This is a genomic window from Massilia sp. YIM B02769 (assembly GCF_030411995.1).
In the GTDB taxonomy this organism is placed as follows: Bacteria; Pseudomonadota; Gammaproteobacteria; order Burkholderiales; family Burkholderiaceae_D; genus Telluria.
On the sequence record NZ_JASNRC010000016.1, the window covers coordinates 1 to 26,001 of the forward strand.

18 protein-coding genes are annotated in these 26,001 nt (G+C 66.2%); 10 read left to right on the forward strand and 8 right to left on the reverse strand.

All coding sequences use genetic code 11. The features are described 5' to 3' along the window. Positions 1 to 246 precede the first annotated feature (246 nt). The 4 genes from QPK31_RS22445 (at position 247) to QPK31_RS22460 (ending at position 4,658) form a co-directional block, all read left to right on the forward strand. Positions 247 to 936, forward strand: coding sequence for a response regulator transcription factor (locus QPK31_RS22445; RefSeq protein WP_290425113.1), 690 nt, complete (start codon positions 247 to 249; stop codon positions 934 to 936). After that, complete coding sequence (locus QPK31_RS22450) at positions 923 to 2,173, forward strand: HAMP domain-containing sensor histidine kinase (protein ID WP_290425114.1); 1,251 nt, start codon at positions 923 to 925, stop codon at positions 2,171 to 2,173. The genes QPK31_RS22445 and QPK31_RS22450 overlap by 14 nt, the downstream gene beginning before the upstream one ends. A gap of 89 nt (positions 2,174 to 2,262) precedes the next feature. After that, entirely contained in the window at positions 2,263 to 3,903 is a 1,641-nt protein-coding gene (locus QPK31_RS22455; protein ID WP_290425115.1) for a phosphoethanolamine transferase, read from the forward strand. Beyond that, entirely contained in the window at positions 3,903 to 4,658 is a 756-nt protein-coding gene (locus QPK31_RS22460; protein ID WP_290425116.1) for a phosphatase PAP2 family protein, read from the forward strand. The genes QPK31_RS22455 and QPK31_RS22460 overlap by 1 nt, the downstream gene beginning before the upstream one ends. Here QPK31_RS22460 and QPK31_RS22465 read toward each other — a convergent pair. Continuing rightward, on the reverse strand, positions 4,653 to 6,284 hold the full coding sequence (locus tag QPK31_RS22465; protein ID WP_290425117.1) for a GDYXXLXY domain-containing protein: 1,632 nt from the start codon (positions 6,282 to 6,284) through the stop codon (positions 4,653 to 4,655). The two genes, QPK31_RS22460 and QPK31_RS22465, sit on opposite strands and share 6 nt — an antisense overlap. Then, positions 6,281 to 7,258 (reverse strand): DUF2157 domain-containing protein, encoded by a 978-nt coding sequence (locus QPK31_RS22470; protein WP_290425118.1) that lies wholly within the window; start codon positions 7,256 to 7,258, stop codon positions 6,281 to 6,283. Before QPK31_RS22470 ends, QPK31_RS22465 begins: the two co-directional genes overlap by 4 nt. Before the next feature lie 180 nt (positions 7,259 to 7,438). Here QPK31_RS22470 and QPK31_RS22475 point away from each other — a divergent pair, with 180 nt between their 5' ends. After that, a complete protein-coding gene (locus QPK31_RS22475) occupies positions 7,439 to 7,723 on the forward strand; it encodes a hypothetical protein (protein WP_290425119.1) in 285 nt (94 codons plus the stop codon). 10 nt (positions 7,724 to 7,733) lie between these two features. On the opposite strand, the gene QPK31_RS22480 is transcribed toward QPK31_RS22475, so the two are convergent. Together QPK31_RS22480 and QPK31_RS22485 are read right to left on the reverse strand one after the other, a co-directional pair. Then, complete coding sequence (locus QPK31_RS22480; RefSeq protein ID WP_290425120.1) at positions 7,734 to 9,170, reverse strand: DHA2 family efflux MFS transporter permease subunit; 1,437 nt, start codon at positions 9,168 to 9,170, stop codon at positions 7,734 to 7,736. A gap of 119 nt (positions 9,171 to 9,289) precedes the next feature. Then, positions 9,290 to 9,796, reverse strand: coding sequence for an acyloxyacyl hydrolase (locus QPK31_RS22485; RefSeq protein WP_290425121.1), 507 nt, complete (start codon positions 9,794 to 9,796; stop codon positions 9,290 to 9,292). Positions 9,797 to 9,950: 154 nt separating this feature from the next. Between QPK31_RS22485 and QPK31_RS22490 the strand changes: the two genes are divergently transcribed. Continuing rightward, a complete protein-coding gene (locus QPK31_RS22490) occupies positions 9,951 to 10,853 on the forward strand; it encodes an NAD(P)-dependent oxidoreductase (RefSeq protein ID WP_290425122.1) in 903 nt (300 codons plus the stop codon). A 232-nt stretch (positions 10,854 to 11,085) separates the two neighbouring features. Here the strand turns inward: QPK31_RS22490 and QPK31_RS22495 are convergent, their stop codons facing one another. Beyond that, complete coding sequence (locus tag QPK31_RS22495) at positions 11,086 to 12,279, reverse strand: M20 aminoacylase family protein (protein ID WP_290425123.1); 1,194 nt, start codon at positions 12,277 to 12,279, stop codon at positions 11,086 to 11,088. Between the two features lie 175 nt (positions 12,280 to 12,454). Between QPK31_RS22495 and QPK31_RS22500 the strand changes: the two genes are divergently transcribed. From QPK31_RS22500 to QPK31_RS22515, 4 genes are all read left to right on the forward strand, one after another. Beyond that, positions 12,455 to 14,563 (forward strand): molybdopterin-dependent oxidoreductase, encoded by a 2,109-nt coding sequence (locus QPK31_RS22500; protein ID WP_290425124.1) that lies wholly within the window; start codon positions 12,455 to 12,457, stop codon positions 14,561 to 14,563. A 49-nt stretch (positions 14,564 to 14,612) separates the two neighbouring features. Continuing rightward, the gene (locus tag QPK31_RS22505) at positions 14,613 to 15,665 is read left to right on the forward strand and encodes an aminopeptidase (protein ID WP_290425125.1); all 1,053 of its coding nucleotides are present in this window, start codon (positions 14,613 to 14,615) and stop codon (positions 15,663 to 15,665) included. Between the two features lie 187 nt (positions 15,666 to 15,852). Next, positions 15,853 to 17,550, forward strand: a complete 1,698-nt coding sequence (locus QPK31_RS22510) for a long-chain fatty acid--CoA ligase (protein ID WP_290425126.1) — start codon at positions 15,853 to 15,855, stop codon at positions 17,548 to 17,550. A 99-nt stretch (positions 17,551 to 17,649) separates the two neighbouring features. Next, positions 17,650 to 19,332, forward strand: coding sequence for a long-chain-fatty-acid--CoA ligase (locus tag QPK31_RS22515; protein ID WP_290425127.1), 1,683 nt, complete (start codon positions 17,650 to 17,652; stop codon positions 19,330 to 19,332). A 288-nt stretch (positions 19,333 to 19,620) separates the two neighbouring features. Here the strand turns inward: QPK31_RS22515 and QPK31_RS22520 are convergent, their stop codons facing one another. The 3 genes from QPK31_RS22520 to QPK31_RS22530 form a co-directional block, all read right to left on the reverse strand. Beyond that, positions 19,621 to 23,850 carry an ATP-binding protein gene (locus QPK31_RS22520; protein ID WP_290425128.1) on the reverse strand — a complete coding sequence of 1,410 codons (4,230 nt, stop codon included), beginning with the start codon at positions 23,848 to 23,850 and terminating at the stop codon, positions 19,621 to 19,623. Positions 23,851 to 23,920: 70 nt separating this feature from the next. Beyond that, positions 23,921 to 25,516, reverse strand: a complete 1,596-nt coding sequence (locus QPK31_RS22525; RefSeq protein ID WP_290425129.1) for an alkaline phosphatase — start codon at positions 25,514 to 25,516, stop codon at positions 23,921 to 23,923. Then, complete coding sequence (locus QPK31_RS22530; protein WP_290425130.1) at positions 25,516 to 25,959, reverse strand: acyl-CoA thioesterase; 444 nt, start codon at positions 25,957 to 25,959, stop codon at positions 25,516 to 25,518. Before QPK31_RS22530 ends, QPK31_RS22525 begins: the two co-directional genes overlap by 1 nt. Positions 25,960 to 26,001: the final 42 nt, after the last annotated feature.

Genomic DNA, 26,001 nt, shown 5'->3' on the forward strand with positions numbered 1-26,001 from the left:
CGTGAAACGACTTTGCGCCGATGATAGTGCTGCAACCAGTGTGAAAGTAGGTTATCGTCAGGCTAGTTATAAAGCAAAGCCCACCAAGTGAACTTGGTGGGCTTTTTGCTTTGGTGCGTCCGTTTGCACGTACGGCTGTGCATGGAAGTAGGGTGGGGACTCGTCCCCACCGAACCCAATCAACACGAACAACCGGTGGGTTCGAGAACCCACCCTACGCAAGTTCGCTGGCCGTACAATACGCACATGCGCATCCTGATCGTCGAAGACCACCCCGATATCCTGGCCAACCTGTACGGCTTCCTGGAACCGAAAGGCCATGTCCTCGACTCGGCGCGCAACGGCTATGCGGGGCTCGCACTGGCTTCGGAGCACACCTACGACGTGATCGTCCTCGATATCGGCCTGCCCGGCCTGAACGGCATCGAGTTGTGCCAGAAGCTGCGCGAAGAGCTGAATATCACGACCCCGGTCCTGATGCTCACCGCGCGCGACAGCCTGAGCGACAAGGTGGCAGGCTTCGACAGCGGCGCCGACGATTACCTGATCAAACCCTTCTCGCTGGTCGAACTCGACGTCCGCCTGAAAGCCCTGGTGCGCCGCGCCGAGGGCCAGCATGCGGTCAGCCACACGCTGCGCTTCGGCGACCTGGTGTTCGATCCCGACACCATGGAAGCAAGCCGCGAAGGCCAGTCCGTGGTGCTGACCAAAACCGGTTACATCCTGCTGCGCACCCTGATGAGCGCCGCGCCGCGCATCGTGCCGCGCGAAACGCTCGAGCAGGCGGTGTGGGGCGAGGACCGGCCCGACAGCGACGCCCTGCGCACGCACATCCACGCGCTGCGCCAGGCGATCGATAAACCCTACGCGCATGCCATGCTGCGCACGGTCGCCGGCGTCGGCTACCGACTGGTGCTGCCAGATGCGCGCGGCTGAGTCGCTGCGCCGGCGCATCGTCGTCGCCTTTGTATCCTTCAGCATCATCCTGTCGCTGTTCATCGCCGCGATCGCAGCGGTGGCCATCGAAGGCATCGAAGTGCACCTGGTCGACAACCGCCTGGCCGAAGCGGCGCGCTGGGCTTCGCCACGCCAGGCCGCGGGCCTGCCGACCGACATGCCGGCCGGCCTGCGCTTCCACCGCGGCGGGGACATCCCGCAATCGCTGCGCGGCCTGCCCACGGGTGTGTCGGAAGTCGACATCGACGGCGTCGGCCTGCACGTGCTGACCGGGACCGATGCCAACGGCCCGTATATCGTGGTCGACCACGAAAGCGACTACGAAAAGGTCGAGCTGGTCGTGTATTCGATGTTCGCGGCAGTCCTGCTCGGCATCATGCTGTTCGCCGCCGTGCTGGGCCGCTTCCTGGCGCGCCGCATCGTCAATCCGATCACCGAACTGGCCACGGCAGTCGCCAAAGGGAGTAATACCTTGCCGCTGACCGGCCGCGGCGACGAACTCGGCATCCTGGCGCGTGCGCTCGAAGCCCACACCACCGAGCTGCGCGCCTTCCTCGACCGCGAACGCTTCTTCACGGGCGACGTCAGCCACGAGCTGCGCAGTCCGCTCACTGTGATCATGGGCGCCGCCGAGATCCTCATGACCCAGGCCGACAGCGACGCCGTCCGCGCGCCGGCCGAGCGCATCTACCGCGCCGCGCACGAAGCCGCCGAGTGCGTGACCGTGCTGCTCCTGTTGGCGCGCGCCCCCGAGCTGGGCCGCCTGCCGCCGGTACAGGTCGATGCCATCGCCGCGCGCGAAGCCGAACGTTATCGTCCCCTGGTCGCCAACCGTCCGATCGCGCTGCGCTACCAGGACGGGCCGGCCTTTTCCATCCAGGCGCCGGCGGAACTGTGCGCCGCCGCCATCGGCAATCTGGTGCGCAACGCCTGCCAGTACACCGAGCGCGGCGAGGTGCTGGTGCAAATCCAGCAGGGGCAGGTCGTTGTCGAGGACACCGGCCCCGGCCTGCCGGACGCGGTACGCGAGACCCTGCGCCAGCCGGGCGGCACGCCGGCAGCGGTGCCCTCGAAAGGTTCGGCCGGCACCGGCCTCGGCCTGTCGCTGGTGCGCCGCATCTGCGAATACCTCGGCGCCACGTTGACGTATGAAGACCGCGCAGGCGGCGGCAGCCGCTTCACCATCGGCTTCCCCAGCGATTTCACACGTTCTTAACGTTCTGCTGACCAGCGCCTGACGCGCTGTTTTCTATCCTTGATGCAAGCGTGGCCGATCCCGGCCGCCATGTATGCACGGATGTCGGTTTGGACAAGCTTCTTGCACGGCGCATCAGCGCGCCATTTCTCACGCTGGCGGTCGCCATTTTCCTGGCCACCGCCGGCAACATCAAATTCTGGACCACCTTCACCGAGGCGGCCGGCGGGCTGTCCCTGGCGCACCTGCCGCTGCTGGCCGGCGCCATGCTCATCATCGTGTTGTTCTTCAACGCCTGCCTGACACTGGCCAGCTTCCGTTTCGTCGCCAAGCCGGTCTTCATCCTGCTGCTGGTAACGGCCTCGACGGCCAGCTATTTCATTGCCGCCTACGGCATCGTGATCGACCGCGCCATGATCCAGAACGTGTTCGAGACCGACGTGCGCGAAGCGACCGAGCTGGTCAGCTGGCACATGCTGCTGACGATCGGCCTGCTCGGGCTGGTGCCGGCGGCCTGGATCGCGCGCGCCCAGGTCGCGTATCCGCAAGGACGGCGCGGCTTGCTGCAGCGCGCGGGAATTGCCGGCGGCTCGCTGCTGCTGGCGGTGCTGCTGCTGGTCCTGCTGTTTAAAAGCCTGGCGCCGGCGGTGCGCGAGCACCGCGAACTGCGCTTCCTGCTCACACCCACGAATACCATCCAGGCCATGAACGGCTACTTGCGCGGCAAATGGAGCACGCCGGTCGTGGTCGCGCCGCTAGGACGCGATGCGATGAAGGGCAAGGCCTGGGCCGGACAGACGCGCAAGACCGTGACCGTGATCGTCGTCGGCGAAACCGCGCGCGCCATGAACTTTTCGCTGAACGGCTACAAGCGCGAGACCAACCCCTTGCTGGCCCGCCAGCCTGGCCTGATCAATTTCTCGAACGTGAGTTCGTGCGGGACGGCGACGGCGGTTTCGGTGCCCTGTGTCTTTTCCGCCTTTGGCCGCGAAGAGTATTCCGAATCGAAGGCCGCCAGCCAGGAAGGCTTGCTCGACGTCTTGCAGCACGCCGGCCTGCAGGTCGTGTGGCGCGACAATAACTCCGGCTGCAAGGGCGTGTGCGCGCGCGTGGGCTACGAGGATGTGTCGCACCCCGTTGCCGGCGATCCTTTCTGCGAGGGCGAGGAATGCCATGACGAACGCCTGCTGGCCGGCTTGCCCGAACTGATCCGCAACAGCGACAAGGACCTGGTGGTCGTGCTGCACCAGAAGGGTAGCCACGGTCCGGCGTATGCGAAGCGCTACCCGCAGGGCTTCGGGAAGTTCAGCCCTGTGTGCGACAGCAACGAGTTCGAGAAATGCACCTCGGCCTCGATTACCAACGCCTACGACAACACCATCCTGTACACTGATTACTTCCTCAGCAAGACCATCGACTTGCTGCGCCAGACCGCTGCGCAAGCAGGCGTGGACACGGCGATGCTGTATTTTTCCGACCACGGCGAATCGCTGGGCGAAAACAATCTGTATCTGCACGGCGCGCCCTACCTGTTCGCGCCCGCAGAGCAGACCCGGGTGCCGATGATGCTGTGGATGTCGGACGGTTTCAGCGAACGCTTCGGCATCGACCGCACCTGCCTGATGGCGCGCCGCGGCGAGCCGCTGTCGCACGACAACGTGTTCCACTCGGTGCTGGGCCTGCTCGACGTGAACACGGCCGTGCTCAATCCCAGGCTCGATCTGTTCCACGGCTGCGCGCGGGGTATCTGATGCTGGTCACGCAACACAACGCCGCGCCGGCACTGATCGGCGCGCGCACCGCATGGCGGATTGCCGCGGTCCTGCTCGCCAGCGCCGCCTTCCTCTTCTGGCTGGGCCGCTGCACCGACATCGACCTGATGCTGGCCGACGATTTCTACGATGCCGGGCTGCACGACTTCCCCTGGCACCACGCCTGGCTGACCGAAACCTTTAGCCACGGCATTCTCAAGATGATGCTGACGCTGGCGGCGGTCGGCTGCATCCTGCTGGCCTTGCAGGATGCGGTGCGCCCGAAACCTGGCCGCAGCCCCTTGCAGCGCTTGCGCCTGCGCGTGATCGGCCTGTCGGCGCTGCTGGTGCCGCTGGTGATCAGTACACTCAAACAGGCCAGCGTCGCCCACTGCCCCTGGGACCTGGCGCGCTATGGCGGCAGCGAGCCTTATTTGCGTCTGTTCGATGCCTTGCCGTTCGGCGTGCAGCCGGGACATTGCCTGCCGGCCGGGCATGCATCGAGTGCGCTGTGGCTGGTATCACTCTGCGTGCTGTGGCTGCCCGAGCGGCCGCGCACCGCGCTGCGTGCCCTCGTGGCGGCGCTCGCTATCGGCGGCGCCGTCGGGTGGCTGCAGCAGTTGCGTGGGGCGCATTTTTTGACGCATACATTGTGGTCGGTCTGGATTGCCTGCGCAGTGGTATTCACGCTGCTGCTGTGCCTGCAATGGCTGCCGGCGTACCGGCGCAGCCGGGTGCTGCGCCTGTCGTCATAGTTTTTCCAACTTCGGGCCGCGCAAGCCCACCAGCAATGCCTTGCCGTTCGCATCGACCCGGAACTCGCCATAACGCGCCGCCGCCCAGCGTTCGGCTTCGCCCTCCTTGAAGTACCAGGCATCGGTCACGATCAGGGGCCGGCTGCGCTTGCTGATCGCTTCGATCAGCATCTCCTGCGGGCCGAGGGGCCGGCCGTCGTGCTCGCCCAGCAAGGTCACCACGCCGTTCGGCGCGCGCCGCGCCACCAGCTTCGTCCTGGCCGTGTCGACCATGGCGAAGTCGGAAGGAAATGCATAGTTCAGCGTCATGTAGTCGCCTTGCATCAGCGAGCGCGGGTCGACCGGCGCCAGCTCGACGAAGACGACCTGGCCGGTGCTGATCAACGTCTCCTTTTCCCAGATGGCGGCGTTGGCGACGACCAGCGCCAGCATCCCGGCGCCGGCAAGCAGGCCGCGCTTCCAGCGCGGGTTGGTGTCCGGGGCAGCCGGGGCCGGCTGGAGCTGGGGCAAGGCTTCCGGTACTGATGGCAGCAAGGCGCCCGGCATCGCAAAGCGTACGATGGCGCCCAGGGCCAGGCCGCAGCCGAGCAGGAGCAGGGCCTTGTGCGCAAGCGGCCAGTACAGGTAGTAATACAGCGCGCCGACCATCCACAAGGCCGATGCCCCGGCGAGCAAGGCCAGGTTGCGGCGGCCGCTGGTCACGCAGATTGCCAGCATCAGCAGCACGGGTCCCATCGATGGCGCCAGCCAGCACAGCACCACGGCCGTGCCGCCCAGCGCCGCGAACCAGGCGCTGCGCAGCCTGGGCCAGCGCTGCATCATCCATCCGGCCGCGCCGAGTGCGCAGGCAAGGGACAGGAGGCCATCGAACCTGCCCGGCAGATCCCCGCCATAGCCGCCGTCGAGTCCGGCCGGCAGGCTGGCGCTGAGCAGGAAAGTGGGGCCGGAACAATATGCCAGGGCCAGCAGGGTCATGCCGCCGATGCCGGTCAGGATGGTTTCCAGGGTGGCTGCCGTGCCGGCGCGCAGCGGTGTGCGCTCCAGCTGCGACAGCAGGCCCTGGCCGAGCAGCCACACGGCCGCCAGGCAGGTCCAGGCTTGCCTGTAGGGCAGATCGAGCAGGCCGCGGCCAACGTGGGGAACGCCCGACATGGCCAGCGCCGCCAGGGTGGCCCCCGCTGCGCCGAGCAGGACACGCAACCAGACTTGGTGCAGCAGGAAGGCCAGGCCGAACACCAGCGTTGCCGTGATGGCCATGGCAAGGCCCATGTTGTTCCTGGCGAAGTCCATGTTGCCGAGCCCGACAACGAATAGCCCGGTCCCGATGATCAGGCAGGGGATGGCCAGCTGTTCCAGGAACAAGGGGATGTCGCGCTGGCGCAGCAGGGCCACGGCCGCACCCAGGAAAATGATGCCGAGCACGAGGGCGGTGCCATACACATTGGCGCCCGCCAGGAACAGCAGTCCGACCACCGCCCCGAGCGGAATCGCGGCGAACCAGGCCGCCATGGCCATCATGACGATCACCGGCCATGGCCGGTGCTGGCTTTCGAGTTCGGCATGGGCGGCGGCAAGCAAACCCTGGTCGACCGCTTCGCGCAACACCTTGTCGAGATGCCTGCTCATGGTTTGCCTCCGCTGCCGTATTCGCGCATCAGCGCAAGAATGCCCCGCACTGCCAGGGCCATCAGTCCGACCGTGGTGAGGCCAGCCACCAGCAGCATGCCGATTTCACCGCCACGACCCATGGTCATGGCCCGCACCAGGCCGGCGATCAGCAGGATGATCAGGCCAAGGGCAATCACGCTCAGCGCGGTCACGTCGAAGAGCCTGCGCCGGGTCAGGAGCGCCGCCGCCACGCCGAGCAGGCCCAGGCTCAGCAGATAGTACAGCGCGCCCCCGCTGCTTGAAGCGAACAGGGCCAGCATGCCGGCGCCGCCCAGCGAGGTCGTTGCAAACAGCACGACCAGGTTGAATGCTACCTTGCCGGCGCCGCTGAAGCGGGCAAGCGGCTGGCTCATGAGCACGGCAAGCGCGCTGGCCAGCAGCGCCACCAGCATGTGGGCGCCGAGGTTCGGGCCGGCGAAGCGCCACCATCCCGACTGCGCGGCGTCCCAGGCGGTGAGCCCGGTCATGGCGACGATCACCCAGGCGCTCCAGACGAGGTCGGTGCGGGCGCCCAGCGCCAGCGGCAGCGCCAGGACAGCCCAGACGGCGAACAATTGCCAGGGATCGGCGCCGGTCTGGTAGGTCTGGCCAAAGTAAGCGAACAGCGCGCCGATGACGAGCAGCCCGAGCAGCGCCAGCGACGTGCGCAGGCGCGGCAGGAAGGCCGCACCAAGGCAAGCCGCTCCCACGCACAACTGGAGCAGGATAAATTTCTCACGCCGCCCCAGCGCATCGAGGTTGGCGGCGACCAGGAAGATCAGGCCCAGGCCGGCGAGCAGCGCGGCCAGCATGCCGACAGCGCGGCGCAGCAGGGTGTCCAGCTCCGGCGATGGCTGGCCGAGGCGGGCAATGCGCCACAGCGCGCCGAGCGTCGCCGCGTCGAGCCGGTGCCGGTGGGTGAGTTCGAGAATGGCGAGGCGGGTGCTTATCATGCGAAAGTTCTCCTTGGAACATGGCAAAGGCCGCTCGCTATTCTAGGCAAGCCCGGCTGGCATGCGTTGCGTAAAAGCTAACGGGAGGCAGCTTAGCAGGAGACTGTTAGTTGCTCAAAATCATCTCTGATCATGAAGCGCCGCGAGATGATAGCCACCTTCTATCATGAGGAGAACACCATGCAGACTGGTAGCGACGCGGCAGGCCTGGGCAGCAAACTGATGGCGCCCATGAACGACATTCTCGACAAGCACAGGAGCAGCGTGCTGCCCCTGCTGGGTGGCGGCGAAGCGGCGGCGCGCGCCGCGCTGGCCAACGACGAAGCGGTGCGCAAGGTGGCGACCTTCTGCTATCCCTTGCTGCCGGGTTTGCTGCGGCTGGCCATCAAGGAGCCGATGTTCGTCAACTTTGTGATGAGCAACCGCGAACGCGTGTTCGCGACCCTGGTCAGCAGGGCCGCCTGAACCCCGGCGCTCAGGCCTGCTGGGCCACCGGCTCGGCCTGGGTCGCCTTTTCCCGTCCGCGGCTGATGCTGTCGCCATCCTCGCGGCGCAGGCGCCAGAAGATGATGGCCGACACCACGGTCAGCCCCGCCAGGAAATCGAAGGCGTGGTGCAGGGCGCCGGTCACCAGCACCTGGTTGGTTTGCGGCACCCGTCCCAGGAACCAGGCGGTCACCAGCGAGCCTGCCGCCAGGCCAAAGCTCATCGACAACTGCTGGAAGGAGCTGGCAATCGTGCTCGCCATGCTCGAATCGCGGGTCTCGATGTCGGCATAGGCCAGCGTGTTCATGCTGGAAAACTGCAGCGAATTGAAGAAGCCTTGCATCAGGCTGATGCAAACGATGGCCGCCAGCGGCGTGCTCGGCCCGACCTGCCCGAACAGCGCGATCGTGATGCCGATGCACAGGGTATTTGCCACCAGCACCTGGCGGTAGCCGAAGCGCGCCAGCACCTTGGGTGCGATCAGTTTCATGCCCATCGCCGCCGCGGCCGACGGCATCATCAACAGGCCCGATTGCCAGGCCGGCAAGCCCAGGCCCAGCTGGTACAGCAGCGGCAGCAGGAAGGGCAGGCCGCCCACGCCCAGGCGCGTGACGAAACCGCCGACCACGGAAATGCGGAAGGTGCGCACTTTCAATAATGTCAGGCGCAGCAGCGGGAACTTGATGCGGCTGGCGTGCAAGGCGTAGGTGCCGAGCAGGCCGATCGACACCACCAGCAGCAGGGCCATCGTGGCGCCGCTGAGCGTGTGCTCGCCGAAGATCTCCAGCAGCCAGGACAAAATCGCGGTGCCGGTGCTGAACAGGATCAGGCCGAGCACGTCGAGCGGACGGCGCTCGTCGCCGTGATAGTCGGGCATGTGGCGCCAGACCAGGTACATGGCGATCAGGCCGAAGGGCACGTTGATGAAGAAGATCGCGCGCCAGGAGGTCCAGTGCACCATCAGGCCGCCGACGGTCGGGCCCAGCAGCGGGCCGATGAGGGCCGGGATGATGACGAAGTTCATCGCCCCCAGCAGTTCGGATTTCGGGAAGGTGCGCACGATGGCGAGGCGCCCGACCGGCATCATCATGGCGCCGCCCAGGCCCTGCAGCAGGCGCGCGAAGGTCATCATCTCGGCATTCACCGACAGGCCGCACAGGACGGAAGCGGACGTGAAGATGCCGATCGCGGTGAGGAAGACGCGCCGGGTGCCGAAGCGGTCGGCCATCCAGCCGCTGACGGGAATGCCGACGGCAAGACCGAGGATGTAGCTGGTGACGACCGACTTCAGGCTCAGCGGGGTGACCCCGAGGCTGGCCGCGATGCTGGGAATGGCGGTGTTGACGACCGTGGCGTCGAGCTGCTCCATGAACAGGGCAGTGGCGACCAGCCATGGCAAATAGGTCTTGACGGTGGAACTATCCAATCGGCCCTCATCCAATCCCGCGCGCGCGGGCTGCGGCGCCTGACCGGATTGTCACATAAATTGTCAAATGATTCAGGGAGCGCCGCGTTCAAGCGGGCGCTCCCTGCCGGGCATGACAATCAGAACTGGTAGCGCGCCTGGACCACCAGGAAGTTGACGCCGCTGTTCGGCTTCTTGATGCTGCCGTTCGAGTAGTGCTGGATCTTCAGGCCCAGGTCCCACCTGGTGGGCGTGACATAGCCGATGCCGAGGTGATCGCCGAACTGGAAGGCGGTCGACAGGCGGTTGTCGCTGTTGTTATACAGTTCCGACATCAGGTTGGCGCCGATGCCGCCTTCGACGTACAGGCCGAGCTTGTCGTCGCGCTGGTAGCGGAACACCGGGGTGATGCCGATGACGCCGATGTTCTGGTGCTGGCCCTCGACGTTGCGGTAGGCCGAACCGCGCCAGTAGGCGGCCGACAGGTCCCAGTAACCGCCCAGGTGGCGGCCGTTCGAGGCAAACCATTGCTTGTCCCAGTTCGACTGGACGGCCACGCGGGCCATGCGTACTTTCGACCCCGTGCCGGCTTCGAAGGAAGCCGAATCGACCCAGCCGTCGGCGGCAAACGCCTGGCCGGTGCTCATCAGGACAACTGCAGCGAGGATAGTGCCAATTTTTTTATTAGAGACCATAATTGCTTTCATGAATAGTCGCCAGTCCTTGCTGGCGAGTGCCGAATATTGTACTGGCGCGGACAAAAACGCGTAGCGCGCCATCCAAAACTGAAAAAGGAAGCAGATGCCTCATCCAACTGTCGCTTTTCTGGGCATCGGCCTGATGGGCCAGCCGATGGCCGCACGCCTGGCCGGCGCTGGCTTTCCCCTGCGTGCCTGGAACCGTAGCACAGCCAAGGCGCGCACGCTTGCCACGCACGGTGCGCAGGTATGCGAATCGCTTGAAGACGCGGTGCGAGACGCCGACATGGTGGTATCGATGCTGGCTGACGGTGCGGCCGTGGGCGCGACCATGGACGCGGCATTGCCGGCCATGGCGCCGGGAAGCGTGTGGATCGACATGAGCTCGACCCGGCACGACGAGGCGCTGGCCTTCCATGCCCGTCTTGCCGGGCAGGGTGTGCGTTTCCTCGATGCGCCGGTGTCGGGCGGGGTGCCGGGGGCGCAGGACGGCAAGCTGGCGATCATGGCGGGCGGCAGCCTGCGCGACTTCGAAGAGGCGCTGCCGCTGTTCGCGGTGCTCGGCAGCGCGCAGCTGGTGGGGCCGGCCGGCAGCGGGCAGGTCGCCAAGTTGTGCAATCAATTGATCGTCGGCGCGACCCTGAACGTGGTGGCCGAGGCGCTGCTGCTGGCGCAGGCGGCCGGGGCCGATCCGGCGGCGGTGCGCGAGGCGATACGCGGCGGGTTTGCGGGCAGCCGGATCCTCGAATTGCACGGGCAGCGCATGCTGGACCGGAATTTCGTGCCGGGCGGGCAGGTGAAGAGCCAGTTGAAGGATCTACGGAATGTGCTGGCGGCGGCGGGGGAGGTGGGGCTCAGTTTGCCGCTGACGGCGGCCGCGACCCGCAGTTACGAGTCGATCGAGGCTGAGTTGGGTCATGCTGATCATGCGGCGGCGTTGCTGGCGCTGGAGCGGATCAATCCGGGGGTAAGGTTGGGGTTGGCCGAGGACCGGTTGCCGGAGTGAGGGTCGGGTGCGCATGAGTACGACTGCGTGGACACAGGTGCCTGGCGCGGCCCGGTCCACCCTACGAAAAACGACGTTGTAGGGTGGACATTCGTAGTGCTGGCATTTAGCCAGCCCTACTGTCCACGCTGTCTCACCGGTTGAATGGCCGGTGGGTTCGAGAACCCACCCTACAGCAAGGTAGGGTGGGTACTTGTACCCACCGTTTGTGAACGTTTGAAACCCGGCGCCGTTACGCCACCGGCAAACTCATCTCCACCAGCCTCGCCCAATAACTCGCCCCGATCGGCAGCAAGCCGTCGTTGAAGTCATAGCTGCCATTGTGCAGCTGGCAAGGCCCCAGCCCATGCCCGCCCGCGCGGTGCTCGCCGTCGCCGTTGCCGATGAAGACGTAGCAGCCCGGCTTGGCCTGCAGCATGAAGGCGAAATCTTCCGCACCCATGGTCGGCTCGACCGCGGTGTTCACGGCCGCCGGTCCCACCACCGCGCGCATTGCCTCGACGGCAAACGCCGTCTTCTCCGGATCGTTGATCAGCGGCGGGTAATTGCGCTTGAAGCCGAAATCGACGCTCGCATTGAACCCGGCCGCGATACCCTGCGCCATGGCTTCCATGCGCTCCTGGATGAGGTCCAGCACGGCGGTCGAGAAGGTGCGCACGGTCCCGATCAGCACCGCTTCATCCGGAATCACATTCGTGGCGCTGCCCGCGTGAATTTGCGTGATCGACAACACCGCCGTTTCCAGCGGATTCTTTTCGCGCGAAACGATGGTTTGCCAGGCTTGCGCGATCTGCACCGCCACCATCACCGGGTCGATGCCGCGGTGCGGCTGCGCGGCGTGCGCACCCTTGCCTTTGACGGTCACGCGGAACTCGTTACTGGACGCCATCATCGGCCCCGGGATCACGCCGAAGCTGCCCGCCGGCAGGCCTGGCCAGTTGTGCATGCCGTACACGGCGTCCATCGGGAACTGGTCGAACAGACCATCCTCGATCATCTTGCGCGCGCCGGCGCCGCCTTCTTCGGCGGGTTGAAAAATCAGATATACGGTGCCGTCGAAGTTGCGGTGACGCGACAAATAGTGGGCTGCACCCAGCAACATCGCGGTATGTCCGTCGTGACCGCATGCATGCATCTTGCCGGGGTGGCGCGACGCATGGTCAAATGTGTTGAGTTCCTGCATGGGCAGCGCATCCATGTCGGCGCGCAGGCCGATCGCACGTGGCGAATTGCCATTCTTGATGATGCCGACCACGCCGGTGATGCCCAGCCCGCGCACGACGGGAATGCCCCATTCGGTCAGGCGCGCGGCCACCACGTCGGCGGTGCGTTGTTCTTCGTAGCAGAGTTCCGGATGGGCGTGGATGTCGCGCCGGATTTGCTCCAGTTCGGTCTGGAAAGCGAGGATAGGTTCTACCAGTCTCATCTTGTTCTCCCTAGCATGGTGTTCGCTTACGTCAAAGCCTGTCAAAACCATTGTAGCCCTTGTCAGCCGATGAAATCCAGCCCGGCAGCAGCAACGGGCCGGTCCGCCACGAAGCCAGCCGGAATCGGATAAAGTATTGGTTTCTCGACGTTTTTTTCCCTGGAACTGATTCAGAATGAGCATCACCCAAGTCCGCGCCGCCTGCCCCCACGACTGCCCCGATACCTGCGCCATCCTCGTCACCGTCGAGGACGGCGTGGCCACCGCGGTGCGTGGCGACCCGGAACATCCGACCACCGCCGGCGTGCTCTGCACCAAGGTCTCGCGCTACGTCGAGCGCACCTATTCGCCGGACCGCGTGCTGCGTCCGATGCGCCGCGTCGGCAAGAAGGGCGAGGGCAAATTCGAACAGATCAGCTGGAACGAGGCACTGGACGAGATCGCAAACCGCCTGAAGCCGATCGCCGAACGCGACCCGCAAGCCATCCTCCCGTACAGCTATTGCGGCACCATGGGCCTGGTGCAGGGCGAGTCGATGTCGCTGCGCTTCTTCAACAAGCTCGGCGCCTCGCTGCTCGATCGCACCATCTGCGCTACCGCCGGCTTTACCGGCTACAAGTACACCATCGGCGCCTCGATCGGCACCGACATGGAGCAGTTCCAGGACGCCAAGCTGATCCTCATCTGGGGCGGCAATCCGATCGCCTCGAACCTGCACTTCTGGATGCGCGCCCAGGAAGCCAAGCGCCGCGGCGCCAAGCTGATCGCCATCGATCCCTACCGCTCGCTGACGGCCGAGAAGTGCCACCAGCACATTGCCCTGCTGCCCGGTACGGACTCGGCGCTGGCGCTGGGCATGATGCACGTGCTGATCGCGGAAGACCTGCTCGACCACGCCTACATCGCCGACCACACGCTGGGCTTCGACCAGCTGAAAGAGCGCGCTGCCGAATGGACCCCGGAACGCACCGCCGACACCTGCGGCATCAGCGCCCAGGAAGTGGTCGACCTGGCACGCCTGTACGGCGAAACCGCCAAGTGCGGCGAGCCGGTGGCGATCCGCTGCAACTACGGCGTGCAGCGCGCGAAGGGCGGCGGCATGGCCGTGCGCAACATGAGCTGCCTGCCGGCCCTGGTCGGCGCCTGGCGCCACGCGGCCGGCGGCATCCAGCTGTCGACCTCGGGCTCCTTCCCGGCCAACCGCGCCCTGCTGCAGCGCCCGGATTTACTGGCCGGCCGCAAAACCCGCACCATCAACATGACCACCATCGGCGACGATTTGCTGAAGGAGGCCTCGCCGGAATTCGGCCCGAAGGTCGAGGCCGTGATCGTCTACAACGCCAATCCGCTGGCGATTGCCCCGGATTCCGCCAAGGTGCAGGCCGGCTTCGAGCGCGAGGATTTGTTCACCGTGGTGATGGAACAATTCCGCACCGACAGCGCCGACTACGCCGACATCCTGTTGCCGGCCACCACCCAGCTCGAGCACGTCGATGCCCACCTGGCCTACGGCCACCTGTACATGATGGCGAACAACGCGGCAATCGCGCCGCTGGGCGAAGCCAAGCCGAACACCGAAATCTTCCGCCTGCTGGCCGCCCGCATGGGCTTTGACGATCCCTGCTTCCAGGAGAGCGACGAGGAACTGGCGGCGCAAGCCTTCGACAAGACCCACGCCCGCGCCATCCACTTCGACTGGGAATCGCTGAAGCAGAAGGGCTGGCAAAAACTGAATATGCCGGACGCGCCGTTTGCCGAAGGCGGCTTCCCGACCCCATCGGGCAAGTGCGAGTTTTATTCGAGCACGATGGAGCGCGATGGCCTCGACCCGCTGCCAGCCTACATCGCCCCGTACGAGTCGGTGGCTTCGAACCCGCAATTGGCAAAAAAATACCCGCTGGCGATGATTTCTCCGCCAGCAAGGAACTTCCTGAACTCAACCTTTGTCAATGTACAGAGCTTGCGTGCAACCGAGGGCGAGCCGCACCTCGACATCCACCCGTTTGACGCCGCCCCGCGCGGCCTCAATCACGGTGACATGGCACGTATTTTCAACGACCGCGGCTCTTTCGTTGCCAAGGCGCGCGTGACCGAGAAAGCGCGACCGGGCCTCGTGGTGGGCTTGTCGATCTGGTGGAAGAAACTCGCCAGCGACGGCAAGAACGCCAATGAAGTCACCAGCCAGCGCCTGACCGACATGGGCAGGGCGCCCACTTTCTACGACACCCTGGTGCAGGTCGAAAAGGCCGCGCCCCGACCCGGACATGAAGACACTCCTCACTAGACTCCCCCGTTTCATCCGGCACGCGCTGTTTGCGGGCGCGGCCGCCGGAATGCTTGCCAGTTGTTCTACTCTGAATTACTACACCCAGGCGGCGCAAGGCCAGCTTGAACTCCTCTCCGATGCAAGGCCGATCGACGACTGGTTGGCCGATCCCGCCACCAACACCTCCCTGCGCCACCGACTCGAGACTGCCCGCCAGATCCGCCTGTTCGCGGTCCAGAAGATGGGCTTGCCGGACAATGGCAGCTACAAGAACTACGCCGCGCTGAAACGCCAGTACGTCCTCTGGAACGTGGTGGCCACCCCCGAACTTTCGCTCAAGCCCCTGCAGTGGTGCTTCCCGGTGGCCGGCTGCGTGAACTACCGCGGCTATTACAACAAGGCCGACGCCCAGGCCTATGCGAAAGAGTTGCGCGACCAGGGCCGCGACGTCGAGGTCGGCGGCGTCAGCGCCTATTCCACCCTCGGCTGGTTCAGCGACCCCTTGATTTCCACCTTCATCAACTACCCCGACGCCGAACTGGCGCGCCTGATCTTCCACGAGCTGGCGCACCAGGTGGTGTATGTGCCGGGCGACTCGCGCTTCAACGAATCCTTTGCCAGCGCCGTCGAAGAGGCGGGCGTGGAAATGTGGCTGGAAAAATTCGGCAACCCGGCGATGCGCGATGCCTATGAGCGTTATTCGGTGCGGCGCAAGGGTTTCCTCGAACTGCTGCTGAAATACCGGCGCGAACTCGAGCGCGCCTATGCGGCGCCGGTCGGCGACGAGGACAAGCGCATCGCCAAGGCGCGCCTGTTCCTGGCGCTGAAAGACGAATACCAGGTGCTGAAGGCGAATTGGGGCGGCTATGCCGGCTACGACCGCTTCTTCGCCGAGCCGCTGTCGAACGCCCACCTGGCCTCGATCGCCACCTACAACGACTACGTGCCGGCCTTCCGCGCGATGCTGCGCAGGGACAAGGATTTCCGCACCTTCTACAAGGAAGTCACCCAGCTGTCGAAGCGCGACAAGGCCGAGCGGACGGCGGCGCTGAAGGTGTTCGACGCCGCCGCGCCGGGCGGGCCTGTCATGGTGCAACGCACCAATGCAGCCATGCCGTGATGGGGCAAATACGAGGAGCCGTAGAGTCCCTGTTCCAATAACGGCAAAAGCGCTTGCGTGCAAGCGCGCTGCCCGATAGCATCATATGCGGCAATAGCAAAGGCATAAGCACGCACGTTCGGTTTGCAAATATAATTTGACAATGTAGGCTGAACGACAACGATACTATTGGAGACAGGGGCATCTGATGGACAAGATTTGGCTGAAGTCGTATCCAGCTGGCGTACCGGCTGAAATCAACCCGGACCAGTACCGGTCCCTCGTTCACCTGCTGGAAGAGTCCTTCCAGAAGTACGCGCAGAACAACGCGTACGTCTGCATGGACAAGTTCCTGACCTACGCCGAGCTCGATGCCTGCTCGAAGCGCCTGGCTGCCTGGCTGCAAAGCCGCGGCATGGCCAAGGGCGCGCGCGTGGCGGTGATGATGCCGAACATCCTGCAGAATCCGATCGCGATCGCCGCGATCCTGCGCGCTGGCTACACCGTCGTCAACGTCAATCCCCTGTACACCGCGCGCGAACTCGAGCACCAGCTGAAGGACTCGGGCAGCGAAGCCATCATCGTGCTGGAAAACTTTGCCCATACCGTGGAGCAGGTGCTGAAAAGCACCCCGGTGCGCCACGTGGTCGTGGCCAGCATGGGCGAGATGCTCGGCGGCGCCAAGGGCATGCTGGTCAATTTCGTGGTCCGCAGCGTCAAGAAGATGGTGCCGGACTTTGCGATTCCGAACATGGTGCGCTTCAAGGACGCGCTGGCGCAGGGTGCCAGGATGCCTTACACCGCGCCCAATCTGACGGCGTCCGACATCGCCTTCCTGCAATACACCGGCGGCACCACCGGCGTCTCGAAAGGCGCCACGCTGACCCACCGCAACATCATCGCCAACGTGCTGCAGACCGAGGCCTGGGCCCAGCCGGCGCTGTCGCAGCCGCCTGTCGTCGAGTTCCCGAACATCGTCTGCGCACTGCCGCTGTACCACATCTTTGCACTCACGGCCTGCGCCATGTGGGGCATGCGCGTGGGCGGCATGAACATCCTGATTCCGAACCCGCGCGACATCCCGGGCTTCATCAAGGAGCTCGGCAAGTACAAGATCACCATGCTGCCGGCCGTGAACACGCTGTACAACGCACTGGTGAACCACCCGGACTTCGCCAGCGTCGACTTTTCCACGCTGAAGACCGCGAACGGCGGCGGCATGGCCGTCCAGCAAGCGGTTAATGACAAGTGGAAACAAGTGACCGGCAAGAGTATCATTGAGGGTTACGGTTTGTCGGAAACCTCGCCGGTGGCTACCTGCAACCGCGCCGACGAGCAGGGCTTCACGGGCACCATCGGCTTGCCGGTGCCGTCCACCGACATCGCCATCCTCGACGACGACGGCAACATCCTGCCGCTCGGCCAGACCGGCGAGATCGGCATCCGCGGCCCGCAAGTCATGGCCGGCTACTGGAACCGTCCGGACGAGACCGCCAAGGTCATGACCGCCGACGGCTACTTCAAGTCGGGCGACGTCGGCATCATGGACGAGCGCGGCTACGTGAAGATCGTCGACCGCAAGAAGGACATGATCCTGGTGTCGGGCTTCAACGTCTACCCGAACGAACTCGAAGGCGTGATCGCCGGCCACCCGGGCGTGCTCGAATGCGCGGTCGTCGGCGTGCCGGACGAGCACTCCGGCGAGGCGGTGAAGGTCTTCGTGGTGCGCAAGGACCCGAGCCTCACCGAAGCGACGCTGATGGACTACTGCAAGACGCAGTTCACCGGCTACAAGAAACCGAAGTACATTGAATTCCGCGACGAATTGCCGAAGACCAACGTCGGCAAGATCCTGCGGCGTGCGCTGCGCGACGAACAGCAGCAGAAGCAAAAAGAAGCAGCCTGAAGTCGTCGTACGGCGCAGGTTGGCCGGCAAAACCGCCCGGGGTATCCGGGCGGTTTTGCATTTTATTGGATACACAGCGTTTAAGAAGGCGAGGCAGAGATGGACAAGTTTTGGCTCAAGTCGTACCAGGCAGGGGTGGCGTCGGAAATCGACCCGACGCAGTATCGCTCCCTGACCCATTTGCTGGAAGAATCCTTCCGCAAGTACGCCGGCCAGAAGGCCTTCGCCTGCATGGACAAGGCCATCACCTACGGCGAGCTCGACCACCTGTCGCAGGCGATGGCGGCCTGGCTGCAAAGCCGCGGCCTGCAGCAGGGCGCGCGCGTGGCGATCATGCTGCCGAACGTGCTGCAATACCCGGTCGCGATGGCGGCCGCCCTGCGCGGCGGCTACACCATCGTCAATGTCAATCCCCTCTACACGCCGCGCGAACTGCAGCACCAGCTGAACGACTCCGGCGCCGAGGCGCTGATCGTGCTGGAAAACTTTGCCCATACCGTGGAGCAGGTCATCGCCCAGACCCAGGTCAAGCACGTGGTGGTCGGCACCATGGGCGACATGCTCGGCGGGATCAAGGGCGCGATCGTCAACTTCGTCGTCCGTAAAGTGAAGAAGATGGTGCCGGCCTGGTCGCTGCCCGGCCACACCCCGTTCAAGAAGGTGCTGGCCGACGGCGCGCGCCGCACCTTCAAGCCGGTGAAGCTGGGCCACGAGGACATCGCCTTCCTGCAGTACACCGGCGGCACCACGGGCGTCTCGAAAGGCGCAGTGCTGCTGCACAAGAACGTGCTGGCCAACGTGCTGCAGAACGAAGCCTGGTTCGGCCCTTCGCTGGGCAATGCGCCGGCCGGCAAGCAGCTCGAATTCATGTGCGCGCTGCCGCTGTACCACATCTATGCGCTGACGGTCTGCGCCTTGCTCGGCATGCGCCTGGGCGGCATGAACGTGCTGATCCCGAACCCGCGCGACATGGATGGCTTCATCAAGGAACTCGGCAAGTACAAGATCAACGTCTTCCCGGCCGTGAACACCCTGTACAACGGCCTGGTCAACCAGCCGGCGTTCGCCAACCTCGATCACTCGACCTACCTGGTCTGCCCGGGTGGCGGCATGGCGGTGCAGCAGGCCGTGGCCGACAAATGGCTGAAGATCACCGGCACGCCGATCGTCGAGGGCTACGGCCTGTCCGAGACCTCGCCGGTGGTCACCGCCAACCGCTGCGACATCAAGTCGTTCACCGGCACCATCGGCCTGCCGCTGCCGTCGACCGAGGTGCAGATCCTGGACGAAGCCAACAACCCGGTGCCCTTCGGCCAGTCCGGCGAGATCGCCGTGCGCGGCCCGCAGGTGATGGCCGGCTACTGGAAGCGCGACGACGAAACCGCCAAGGTCATGACGGCCGACGGTTTCCTGAAGACCGGCGACATCGGCATCATGGACGAGAAGGGCTATACCCGCATCGTCGACCGCAAGAAGGACATGATCATCGTCTCGGGCTTCAACGTGTACCCGAACGAAGTCGAGAACGTGGTCGCCTCGCACCCGGGCGTGCTGGAAGTGGCCTGCGTCGGCGTGCCGGACCAGCACTCGGGCGAAGCCGTGAAGCTGTACGTGGTGAAGAAGGATCCGAAGCTGACCGCCGAGGAACTGCTGGCTTTCTGCAAGGAAGAACTGACCGGCTACAAGCGCCCGCGTCAGGTCGAGTTCCGCGAGACGCTGCCGAAGACGAACGTCGGCAAGATCCTGCGCCGCGAATTGCGCGACGAGAAGCAGACGGCCTGAGGTTCAGGCTGTTGAATGAAAAACCGGCACAACGATGCCGGTTTTTTTACGTTGGCTGTGACCGTACGGTGGGCACCCCGTGCCCACGCGGAACGGTGCGCATTATTTGCGCTGGTCTTGTCGATGATGCCGCGACTTGCCGGCCTCTCCCAAGGCGTCTCGTTAGCGCCGCAGGTCTTCGTCCGCGTCTCGGAGCGAGTCCTGACGGCCACGGACCAAGGATGAGCACGTAACCGCGTGGGCACGGAGTGCCCACCGTACGATCTCGGCCGCCGGCCAACCCTTGCGTCAGCGGCCGGCCTTTTGCGCCGCGTCGCGCAACACTTCGTGCACACGCTCCAGGTCCGCCGGCTTGGTCAGGTGCGCATCGAACCCCGCATCGCTCGAGCGCTGGCGGTCCTCGTGTGCGCCCCAGCCGGTCAGCGCCACCAGCGTCGCCTGGTCCATGCCGTCGATGCGGCGCAGGGCCTGGGCGACCTCGAAGCCGCTCTGGTCGGGCAGGCCGATGTCGAGGAAGACGGCGTCCGGACGGAAGCTGGCGGCGCGCGCCAGGGCCGCATTGCCGTCATAGGCCACCGCCACCGCGTGGCCGCTCATCTCCAGCACCGCCTGCAGCATTTCGGCGGCATCGGCGTTGTCGTCGACCACCAGGATGCGCAGGCCGTCGCCGATCGGCGCGGGCGCGGGCGCCGCCGCGCCGGCCGCAGGTGCCGGCACCTCGGCCGGCGCCTCGGCCGGGGGCGCATCCGCCTGCACCGCTTCGAGCGGCAGGATCACCGTGAAGCGGCTGCCCTGGCCCAGCCCCGCGCTGTAGGCCGTCACGCGGCCGCCATGCAGTTCCACCAGGCGCCGGACCAGGTTCAGGCCCACCCCCAGGCCGCCCTGGGCCATGGTGGCGTGTTCCTGCACCTGGGCGTACATGTCGAAGATCGCCGACAGCATGCCGGCGTCGATGCCGATGCCGGTGTCGCTTACGCCGATCGTCACTTCGCCATCGCGGACACCGGCGTCCACCTCGATGTGGCCGCCGCGCGGCGTGTACTTGGCGGCGTTGTTCAGCAGGTTGCTCAGCACCTGGGCGATGCGGTGGCGGTCGACGTACAGCGGCAGCGGGGCGTCCGGCAGGCGCAGTTCCAGGCGGTGCCCTCCACCGCTCACCAGCGGCATGCTCATCTCGACCGCATCCTTCACCACGTCGCCCAGCAGCACGGCGCTGCGGCGCAGTTCGACCTTGCCCTCGGACAGGCGCGCCATGTCGAGCAAATCGTCGACCAGGTGCACCATGTGGTCGACCTGGCGCTTGATCATGCCCTGCACGTCGCCGGCCTGGGCCACGGCCGGGTTCACGCGCATCAGGTCCAGGCCGGTGCGGATCGGCGCCAGCGGATTGCGCAGCTCGTGCGCCAGCGTGAACAGGAACTCGCTTTGCATGCGGTTGCGTTCCGAGAGTTCCGACGCCAGGCGCTGCAGTTCCTGCTGGGCGTTCTTGTGGCGGCTGATGTCGAAGGTCACGCCGTCGAAGCGCAGCGGCTGGCCTTTGTCGTTCAGCTCGCACCAGCCGACCGCGCGCAGCCAGCGCGATGCGCCCTGGTCCTCGTGCAGGTGGGCCGGCGTATGGCGGAACTCGACGTCGAGCGCGCTGCCGTCGCCCAGGGAACGGGCGATGCCGCCCGCCAGGCGCGCGCGGTCCTCCGGGTCGACCGCCGCCAGCAGGGCGTCGATGGCCACGGCGCGCTCGCCGCTCACGCCGAGGTGGGCGGCCATCTGCTCGTTCAGGCGGAATTCCCGGAAAGGCGCATCGGCATACCAGACGCCGATGTCGCCGGCGCGCGCCACCCGCTCCAGGCGCAGCTGCAGCAGCGTGCGCGTGTGCACGTCGGTGACAGTGCCGACATAGCCGTTCGGCTGGCCGGCATCGTCGAAGCGCGGCGTGCCGGCATCGATGAACCAGCGGTAGCTGCCATCGTGGCGGCGCAGGCGGTAGTCGATGCGGAAGGCGGTACGCGCGGCGTTCGCGGCCAGGAAGGTGTCGCGCGCGTTCTCGAAATCCTCGGGGTGGATGTTTTCGAGCCAGCCCATGCCCTGGTCCTGTTCCCAGCTGCGGCCCGTGTACTCGTGCCAGCGCTGGCTCAGGTAGGTGCACATGCCGGCGTTGTCGGTGGTCCAGAGCATGACCGGCGCGAAGTCGATCAGCGAGCGGAAGTAGGATTCGCGCATGCTCGACGCTTCCAGCTGCAGCTGGCGCTCGCGCCCGAGCTCCACCTGGCGCCGCACGCGCGCCAGCAGCTCGCTGGCGGCAAAAGGCTTCACCAGGTAGTCGTCGGCGCCGGCCTGCAGGCCCTCGACCTTGGCTTCCTCGCCGGCGCGCGCCGACAGCAGCATGACCGGCAGGTGGCGCAAGGCGGGCGTGGCGCGGATCCTGGCGATCAGCCCGAAGCCGTCGAGCTTCGGCATCATCACGTCGCTCAGCAGCAGATCCGGGAGATCGCGCTGCACCGCCTCGAAGGCGGCCTCACCGTCGGCGCAGACCGTCACCTCGGCGTGCGGGTCGAGCAGGGCCTTCAGGTAGGCGCGCATGTCGTTGTTGTCGTCGGCGATCAGGATGCGCGGCAGCGGCGCGTCCGGCTGCAGGGCGCTGCCCGATGCCGGCCGTTCCACCGGGACCGCCGCTTCATCCGGCAGCCAGCGCAGGGCTTCCTCGACAAAGGCGGCGCCCATGCGCTGGGCGCCAGCAGCAGCGGCGGCATCGGCCACGTCGCTGGCGGCGATGCGGTCTTCCGGCAGGTGGGCATGGCCGAAGGGAATGTCGACGTCGAAGCGCGTGCCTGCGCCCAGCACGCTGTGCACGGCGATCTGGCCGCCATGCAGGCGTACCAGTTCCTGGATCAGCGCCAGGCCGATGCCGGTGCCCTCGAAGGTGCGGCCCGGCGTGCCCTCGATGCGGTGGAAGCGCTCGAACACCCGCGGCAGTTCCGACTCCGGAATGCCGCTGCCGCTGTCCTGCACGCTCAGGCGCACCATGCCGTCGACCTGGCCGAGCGTCACGCGCACGCCGCCCTGCAAGGTGAACTTGAAGGCGTTCGAGAGCAGGTTGAAGACGATCTTTTCCCACATGTCGCGGTCGACCCAGACCGGCTGGCCCGGGTCCTGCAGCGTTACCTCGTAGGCCAGGCCGCCCTTGGCCATGGCCGACTCGAACACGCTGGCCAGGTCGCCGGTCAGGCGCGCCAGGTCGGTCGGCACATAGGTCGCCTGCACGCGGCCGGCCTCGATGCGCGAGAAGTCGAGCAGCGAGTTCACCAGCTTCAGCAGGCGCAGGGAATTGCGGTGGGTGACGTCGATGCGGCGGCGCTGGACCGGCGGCAACGGCGTGTCGGTGTCGGCCAGGGCGTCGTCGAGCGGACCCAGGATCAGCGTCAGCGGCGTGCGGAATTCGTGCGAGACGTTCGAGAAGAAGGCGGTCTTGGCGCGGTCGATCTCGGCCAGCTCCTCGGCGCGGCGCTGTTCCTTTTCGTAGGCCACCACGTTGCCGGCCGCGGTGCTGAGGGCCGCGCCCAGCGCTTCGTAGAAGTGCAGGTAGTCGTCGTCGAGGGCGCGCGCCACGCTCGCGCCGGCCACCGCGAAGCCGTACAGCGCTTCCTGGCCGGGCAGGGTAATCGGCAGCACCATCGCCGACCCCGGTGGCTGCGGATACGGGCCGCAGGCCTGGTCGCCGAAGCGCGGCGCCAGGCCGTCGACACGCTGCGCCCTGGATTCGGCAGCGGTGCGGGCGAAGGGCCAGAGGGCGTCGTCGGCGTCCGTTACCGCCGGCGCCAGCGCGGTGTGCCCGTCCAGGCCCACGCGCGAGCGCAGCAGCAGCTTGCCGGTGTCGGGATCGATCTGGTAGACCAGCAGGAAGGGCAGGTCGAGCGTCATGTGCGGATGCTGGGCATCGATGCCGCGCGCCACGTCGCCGACCGTGCGGGCGTCGCCGATGGCCAGGCTCAGGTCGCGCAGGGCCTGGGTGCGGCGCGCGTTCAGCACCGTGGCCGTGGCTTCCGAGATCGGGTGGAAGATGCCGCCCACCTCGCCCGATTCGTCGCGGATCGGCGAGAACGAGAAGGTCATGAAGGCTTCTTCCAGGTAGCCGTAGCGGTCGAGGAACATGCGCTGGTCGCGGATATAGGTGCCTTCGCCCTGGTGCGCGCGCTCGAAGGCGTCGCCCACCACCGGCATCGCGCTCGCCCAGACTTCCTTGAAGGCGCCGCCCATCGATTGCGGATGCAGGTCGCCGCAGATCGGGCGGTAGGCGTCGTTGTAGATCTGGATGTCGTCCGGACCCCAGGCGATCAGGATCGGGAAGGTCGAGGACAGGCACAGGCTGACCGAGGTGCGCAGGCTTTGCGGCCAGGTGGCGGGTGGGCCGAGCGGCGTCTTCGACCAGTCCATCGAGCGGATCAGCGCGCCCATCTCGCCACCGCCCGCGAGCCAGCCCAGATCGTCGTTGGAGGCGGACAGGGGAGGAGGGGATGCGAGCATGGTATGGACTTTAGGAAGACGGCGGTGGACCGTTCATTCTAAGCCAAACCGGCGCGGTTACCTGTAACCGTTAGCCTTTTTGTCGATGCAGGACCGCTGGCGACCCGTCCTCGACGGCGAAAGCGGCCAGCATCGACTGTTTCGTCCCCGGCTCGCGCACCTCGTCAAGCGCCATGAAGCGCGCCTGCACCGCCTGCGGCGTCAGCTCCAGCAGCATGTAGCCACGCCGGTCGCTGCGCCCGTACAGGATATGCGGATTGCGGTCGACGTTTTCCTGGGTGCGCGCCTGGGCGCGCGAACTGGAGGTGATCGAGGTGCCGCAGAATTCCGCGGCGATGACCGGGTTGGCCTTCGAGACCGGCCGGTTGAAGTCGCGCCGCAGTTCGGCGGCATAGAAGGTGTGGACGTCGCCCGACAGCACCAGCGGATTGCGCGCGCCGCTTTTGGCCACCGTGTCGAGCAGGCGCCGGCGCGCGGCCGGATAGCCGTCCCAGCCATCGGTCCAGAAGCGGCCGTCCTCGGGCGACTGGACCGGCACGCCGCTCGACTGCGCCATCAGGGTTTGCTGGGCCAGGATGTTCCAGCGCGCCTTCGATGACGACAGACCCTGGGCCAGCCAGGCTTCCTGGGCGCCGCCGAGCATGCTGCGTTGCGGGTCGCGCAGTGCCTCGCAGGCGCGCGCCAGCACCACGTTCGAGCCGCCGCGGCCCGGCTTCGGACAGGCCAGGGGCGAGCGGTGCTGGCGGTCGTCGAGCACGTGGAAGCGCGCCAGCCGTCCCCAGTCGTAGCGCTGGTGCATGCGCAGTTCGCCGAAACCGGCTTTCGGCACGGGCAGGCGCAGCGGCATGTGTTCGTAGAAGGCCTGGTAGGCGGCGGCACGGCGCGTGGCGAAATCGGCGGCCAGGCGTTCGTCGACATCGCCCGCATAGTCGTTCGCGACTTCGTGGTCGTCCCAGGTGACGATCCAGGGTGCGGCGCGGTGCGCGGCCTGCAGATCCGGGTCGCTCTTGTATTGCGCATAGCGGGCGCGGTACTGGGCCAGCGTGAACGATTCATCGACCCGCACCGCGCGCGGCGGATGGCGCAGCTGGTACGGTCCCCACTCGTAGATGTAATCGCCCAGGAAAGCCACGAGGTCGGGCGCGGCTTGCGCGATGTGGCGGTGCGCCGCGTAGTGGCCGAATTCCCAGTGCTGGCAGGAGGCCACGGCCAGCCTGAGCATGGACGGCATCGCATCCGGCGCCGGCGCGGTGCGTGTACGGCCGACGGGACTGACCGCATCGCCCAGCATGAAGCGGTACCAGTAGTCGCGGTCCGGCCGCAGGCCGGTGGCGTCGACGTGGACGCTGTGCGCGAGAGCCGGAGCGGCGACCGCGCTGCCCTTGCGGACGAGCTTGCGGAAGGCGTCGTCCTCGGCCACTTCCCAGCGCACCGTGAGGGCGAGCGCAGGCGTCGACGCCGCGTTCAGCGGGTCGTGCAGGATGCGTGTCCACAGGATCACCGCGTCGGGCAGCGGCGACCCGGAGGCAACGCCGAGGCTGAAGGGGTAGGCGGGGCCGGCCGCACTGGTACCGGCACTCGCGCTGGCCGTGAAGCCGAGGCCGGCCGTGGCCGCCGCGGTGAGGCGCGCCGCGTCGAGCAGGAAGGCGCGGCGCGGCCCTGTCATTACTGCTCGTGGTGGTGGATCAGCGATTCGAGCGGCGGCAGCTGGCGCGGCTTGCGGTCCGGGCCGGTGGCCACATAGGTCAGGGTCGCTTCGGTGACCTTGACGATGTTCGACTGCAGGCGGTTGCGCTCGGCGTAGACCTCGACGTAGACGGTGACCGAGGTATTGCCGACCTTGACGATATCGGCGTAGAACGACAGCAAATCGCCGACGAACACCGGGTTCTTGAACAGGAAGGAGTTGACGGCAATGGTGGCGACGCGGCCATTCGCGCGGCGCGTGGCCGGCAGCGAGCCGGCGATATCGACCTGGGCCATGATCCAGCCACCGAACACATCGCCATAGATGTTGGCGTCGGGGGCGCCCGGCATCACCCGCAGCTGCGGAATCTTCCCTTCCGGCAGTCGGTTGGTCGGGGTGTCGTCTTTTTCTGGCGTGGTCATCGTGAATTCTCGTGAAAAGCTACAATCGACCCGAATTGAACC

Excerpts from the sequence above, each read along its gene's own strand:
- QPK31_RS22445 (WP_290425113.1), top strand. The coding sequence starts at position 247 with ATGCGCATCCTGATCGTCGAAGACCACCCCGATATCCTGGCCAACCTG.
- QPK31_RS22450 (WP_290425114.1), top strand. The coding sequence starts at position 923 with ATGCGCGCGGCTGAGTCGCTGCGCCGGCGCATCGTCGTCGCCTTTGTA.
- QPK31_RS22460 (WP_290425116.1), top strand. The coding sequence starts at position 3,903 with ATGCTGGTCACGCAACACAACGCCGCGCCGGCACTGATCGGCGCGCGC.
- QPK31_RS22465 (WP_290425117.1), bottom strand. The coding sequence starts at position 6,284 with ATGAGCAGGCATCTCGACAAGGTGTTGCGCGAAGCGGTCGACCAGGGT.
- QPK31_RS22470 (WP_290425118.1), bottom strand. The coding sequence starts at position 7,258 with ATGATAAGCACCCGCCTCGCCATTCTCGAACTCACCCACCGGCACCGG.
- QPK31_RS22475 (WP_290425119.1), top strand. The coding sequence starts at position 7,439 with ATGCAGACTGGTAGCGACGCGGCAGGCCTGGGCAGCAAACTGATGGCG.
- QPK31_RS22485 (WP_290425121.1), bottom strand. The coding sequence starts at position 9,796 with ATGAGCACCGGCCAGGCGTTTGCCGCCGACGGCTGGGTCGATTCGGCT.
- QPK31_RS22490 (WP_290425122.1), top strand. The coding sequence starts at position 9,951 with ATGCCTCATCCAACTGTCGCTTTTCTGGGCATCGGCCTGATGGGCCAG.
- QPK31_RS22495 (WP_290425123.1), bottom strand. The coding sequence starts at position 12,279 with ATGAGACTGGTAGAACCTATCCTCGCTTTCCAGACCGAACTGGAGCAA.
- QPK31_RS22500 (WP_290425124.1), top strand. The coding sequence starts at position 12,455 with ATGAGCATCACCCAAGTCCGCGCCGCCTGCCCCCACGACTGCCCCGAT.
- QPK31_RS22505 (WP_290425125.1), top strand. The coding sequence starts at position 14,613 with ATGCTTGCCAGTTGTTCTACTCTGAATTACTACACCCAGGCGGCGCAA.
- QPK31_RS22510 (WP_290425126.1), top strand. The coding sequence starts at position 15,853 with ATGGACAAGATTTGGCTGAAGTCGTATCCAGCTGGCGTACCGGCTGAA.
- QPK31_RS22515 (WP_290425127.1), top strand. The coding sequence starts at position 17,650 with ATGGACAAGTTTTGGCTCAAGTCGTACCAGGCAGGGGTGGCGTCGGAA.
- QPK31_RS22520 (WP_290425128.1), bottom strand. The coding sequence starts at position 23,850 with ATGCTCGCATCCCCTCCTCCCCTGTCCGCCTCCAACGACGATCTGGGC.
- QPK31_RS22525 (WP_290425129.1), bottom strand. The coding sequence starts at position 25,516 with ATGACAGGGCCGCGCCGCGCCTTCCTGCTCGACGCGGCGCGCCTCACC.
- QPK31_RS22530 (WP_290425130.1), bottom strand. The coding sequence starts at position 25,959 with ATGACCACGCCAGAAAAAGACGACACCCCGACCAACCGACTGCCGGAA.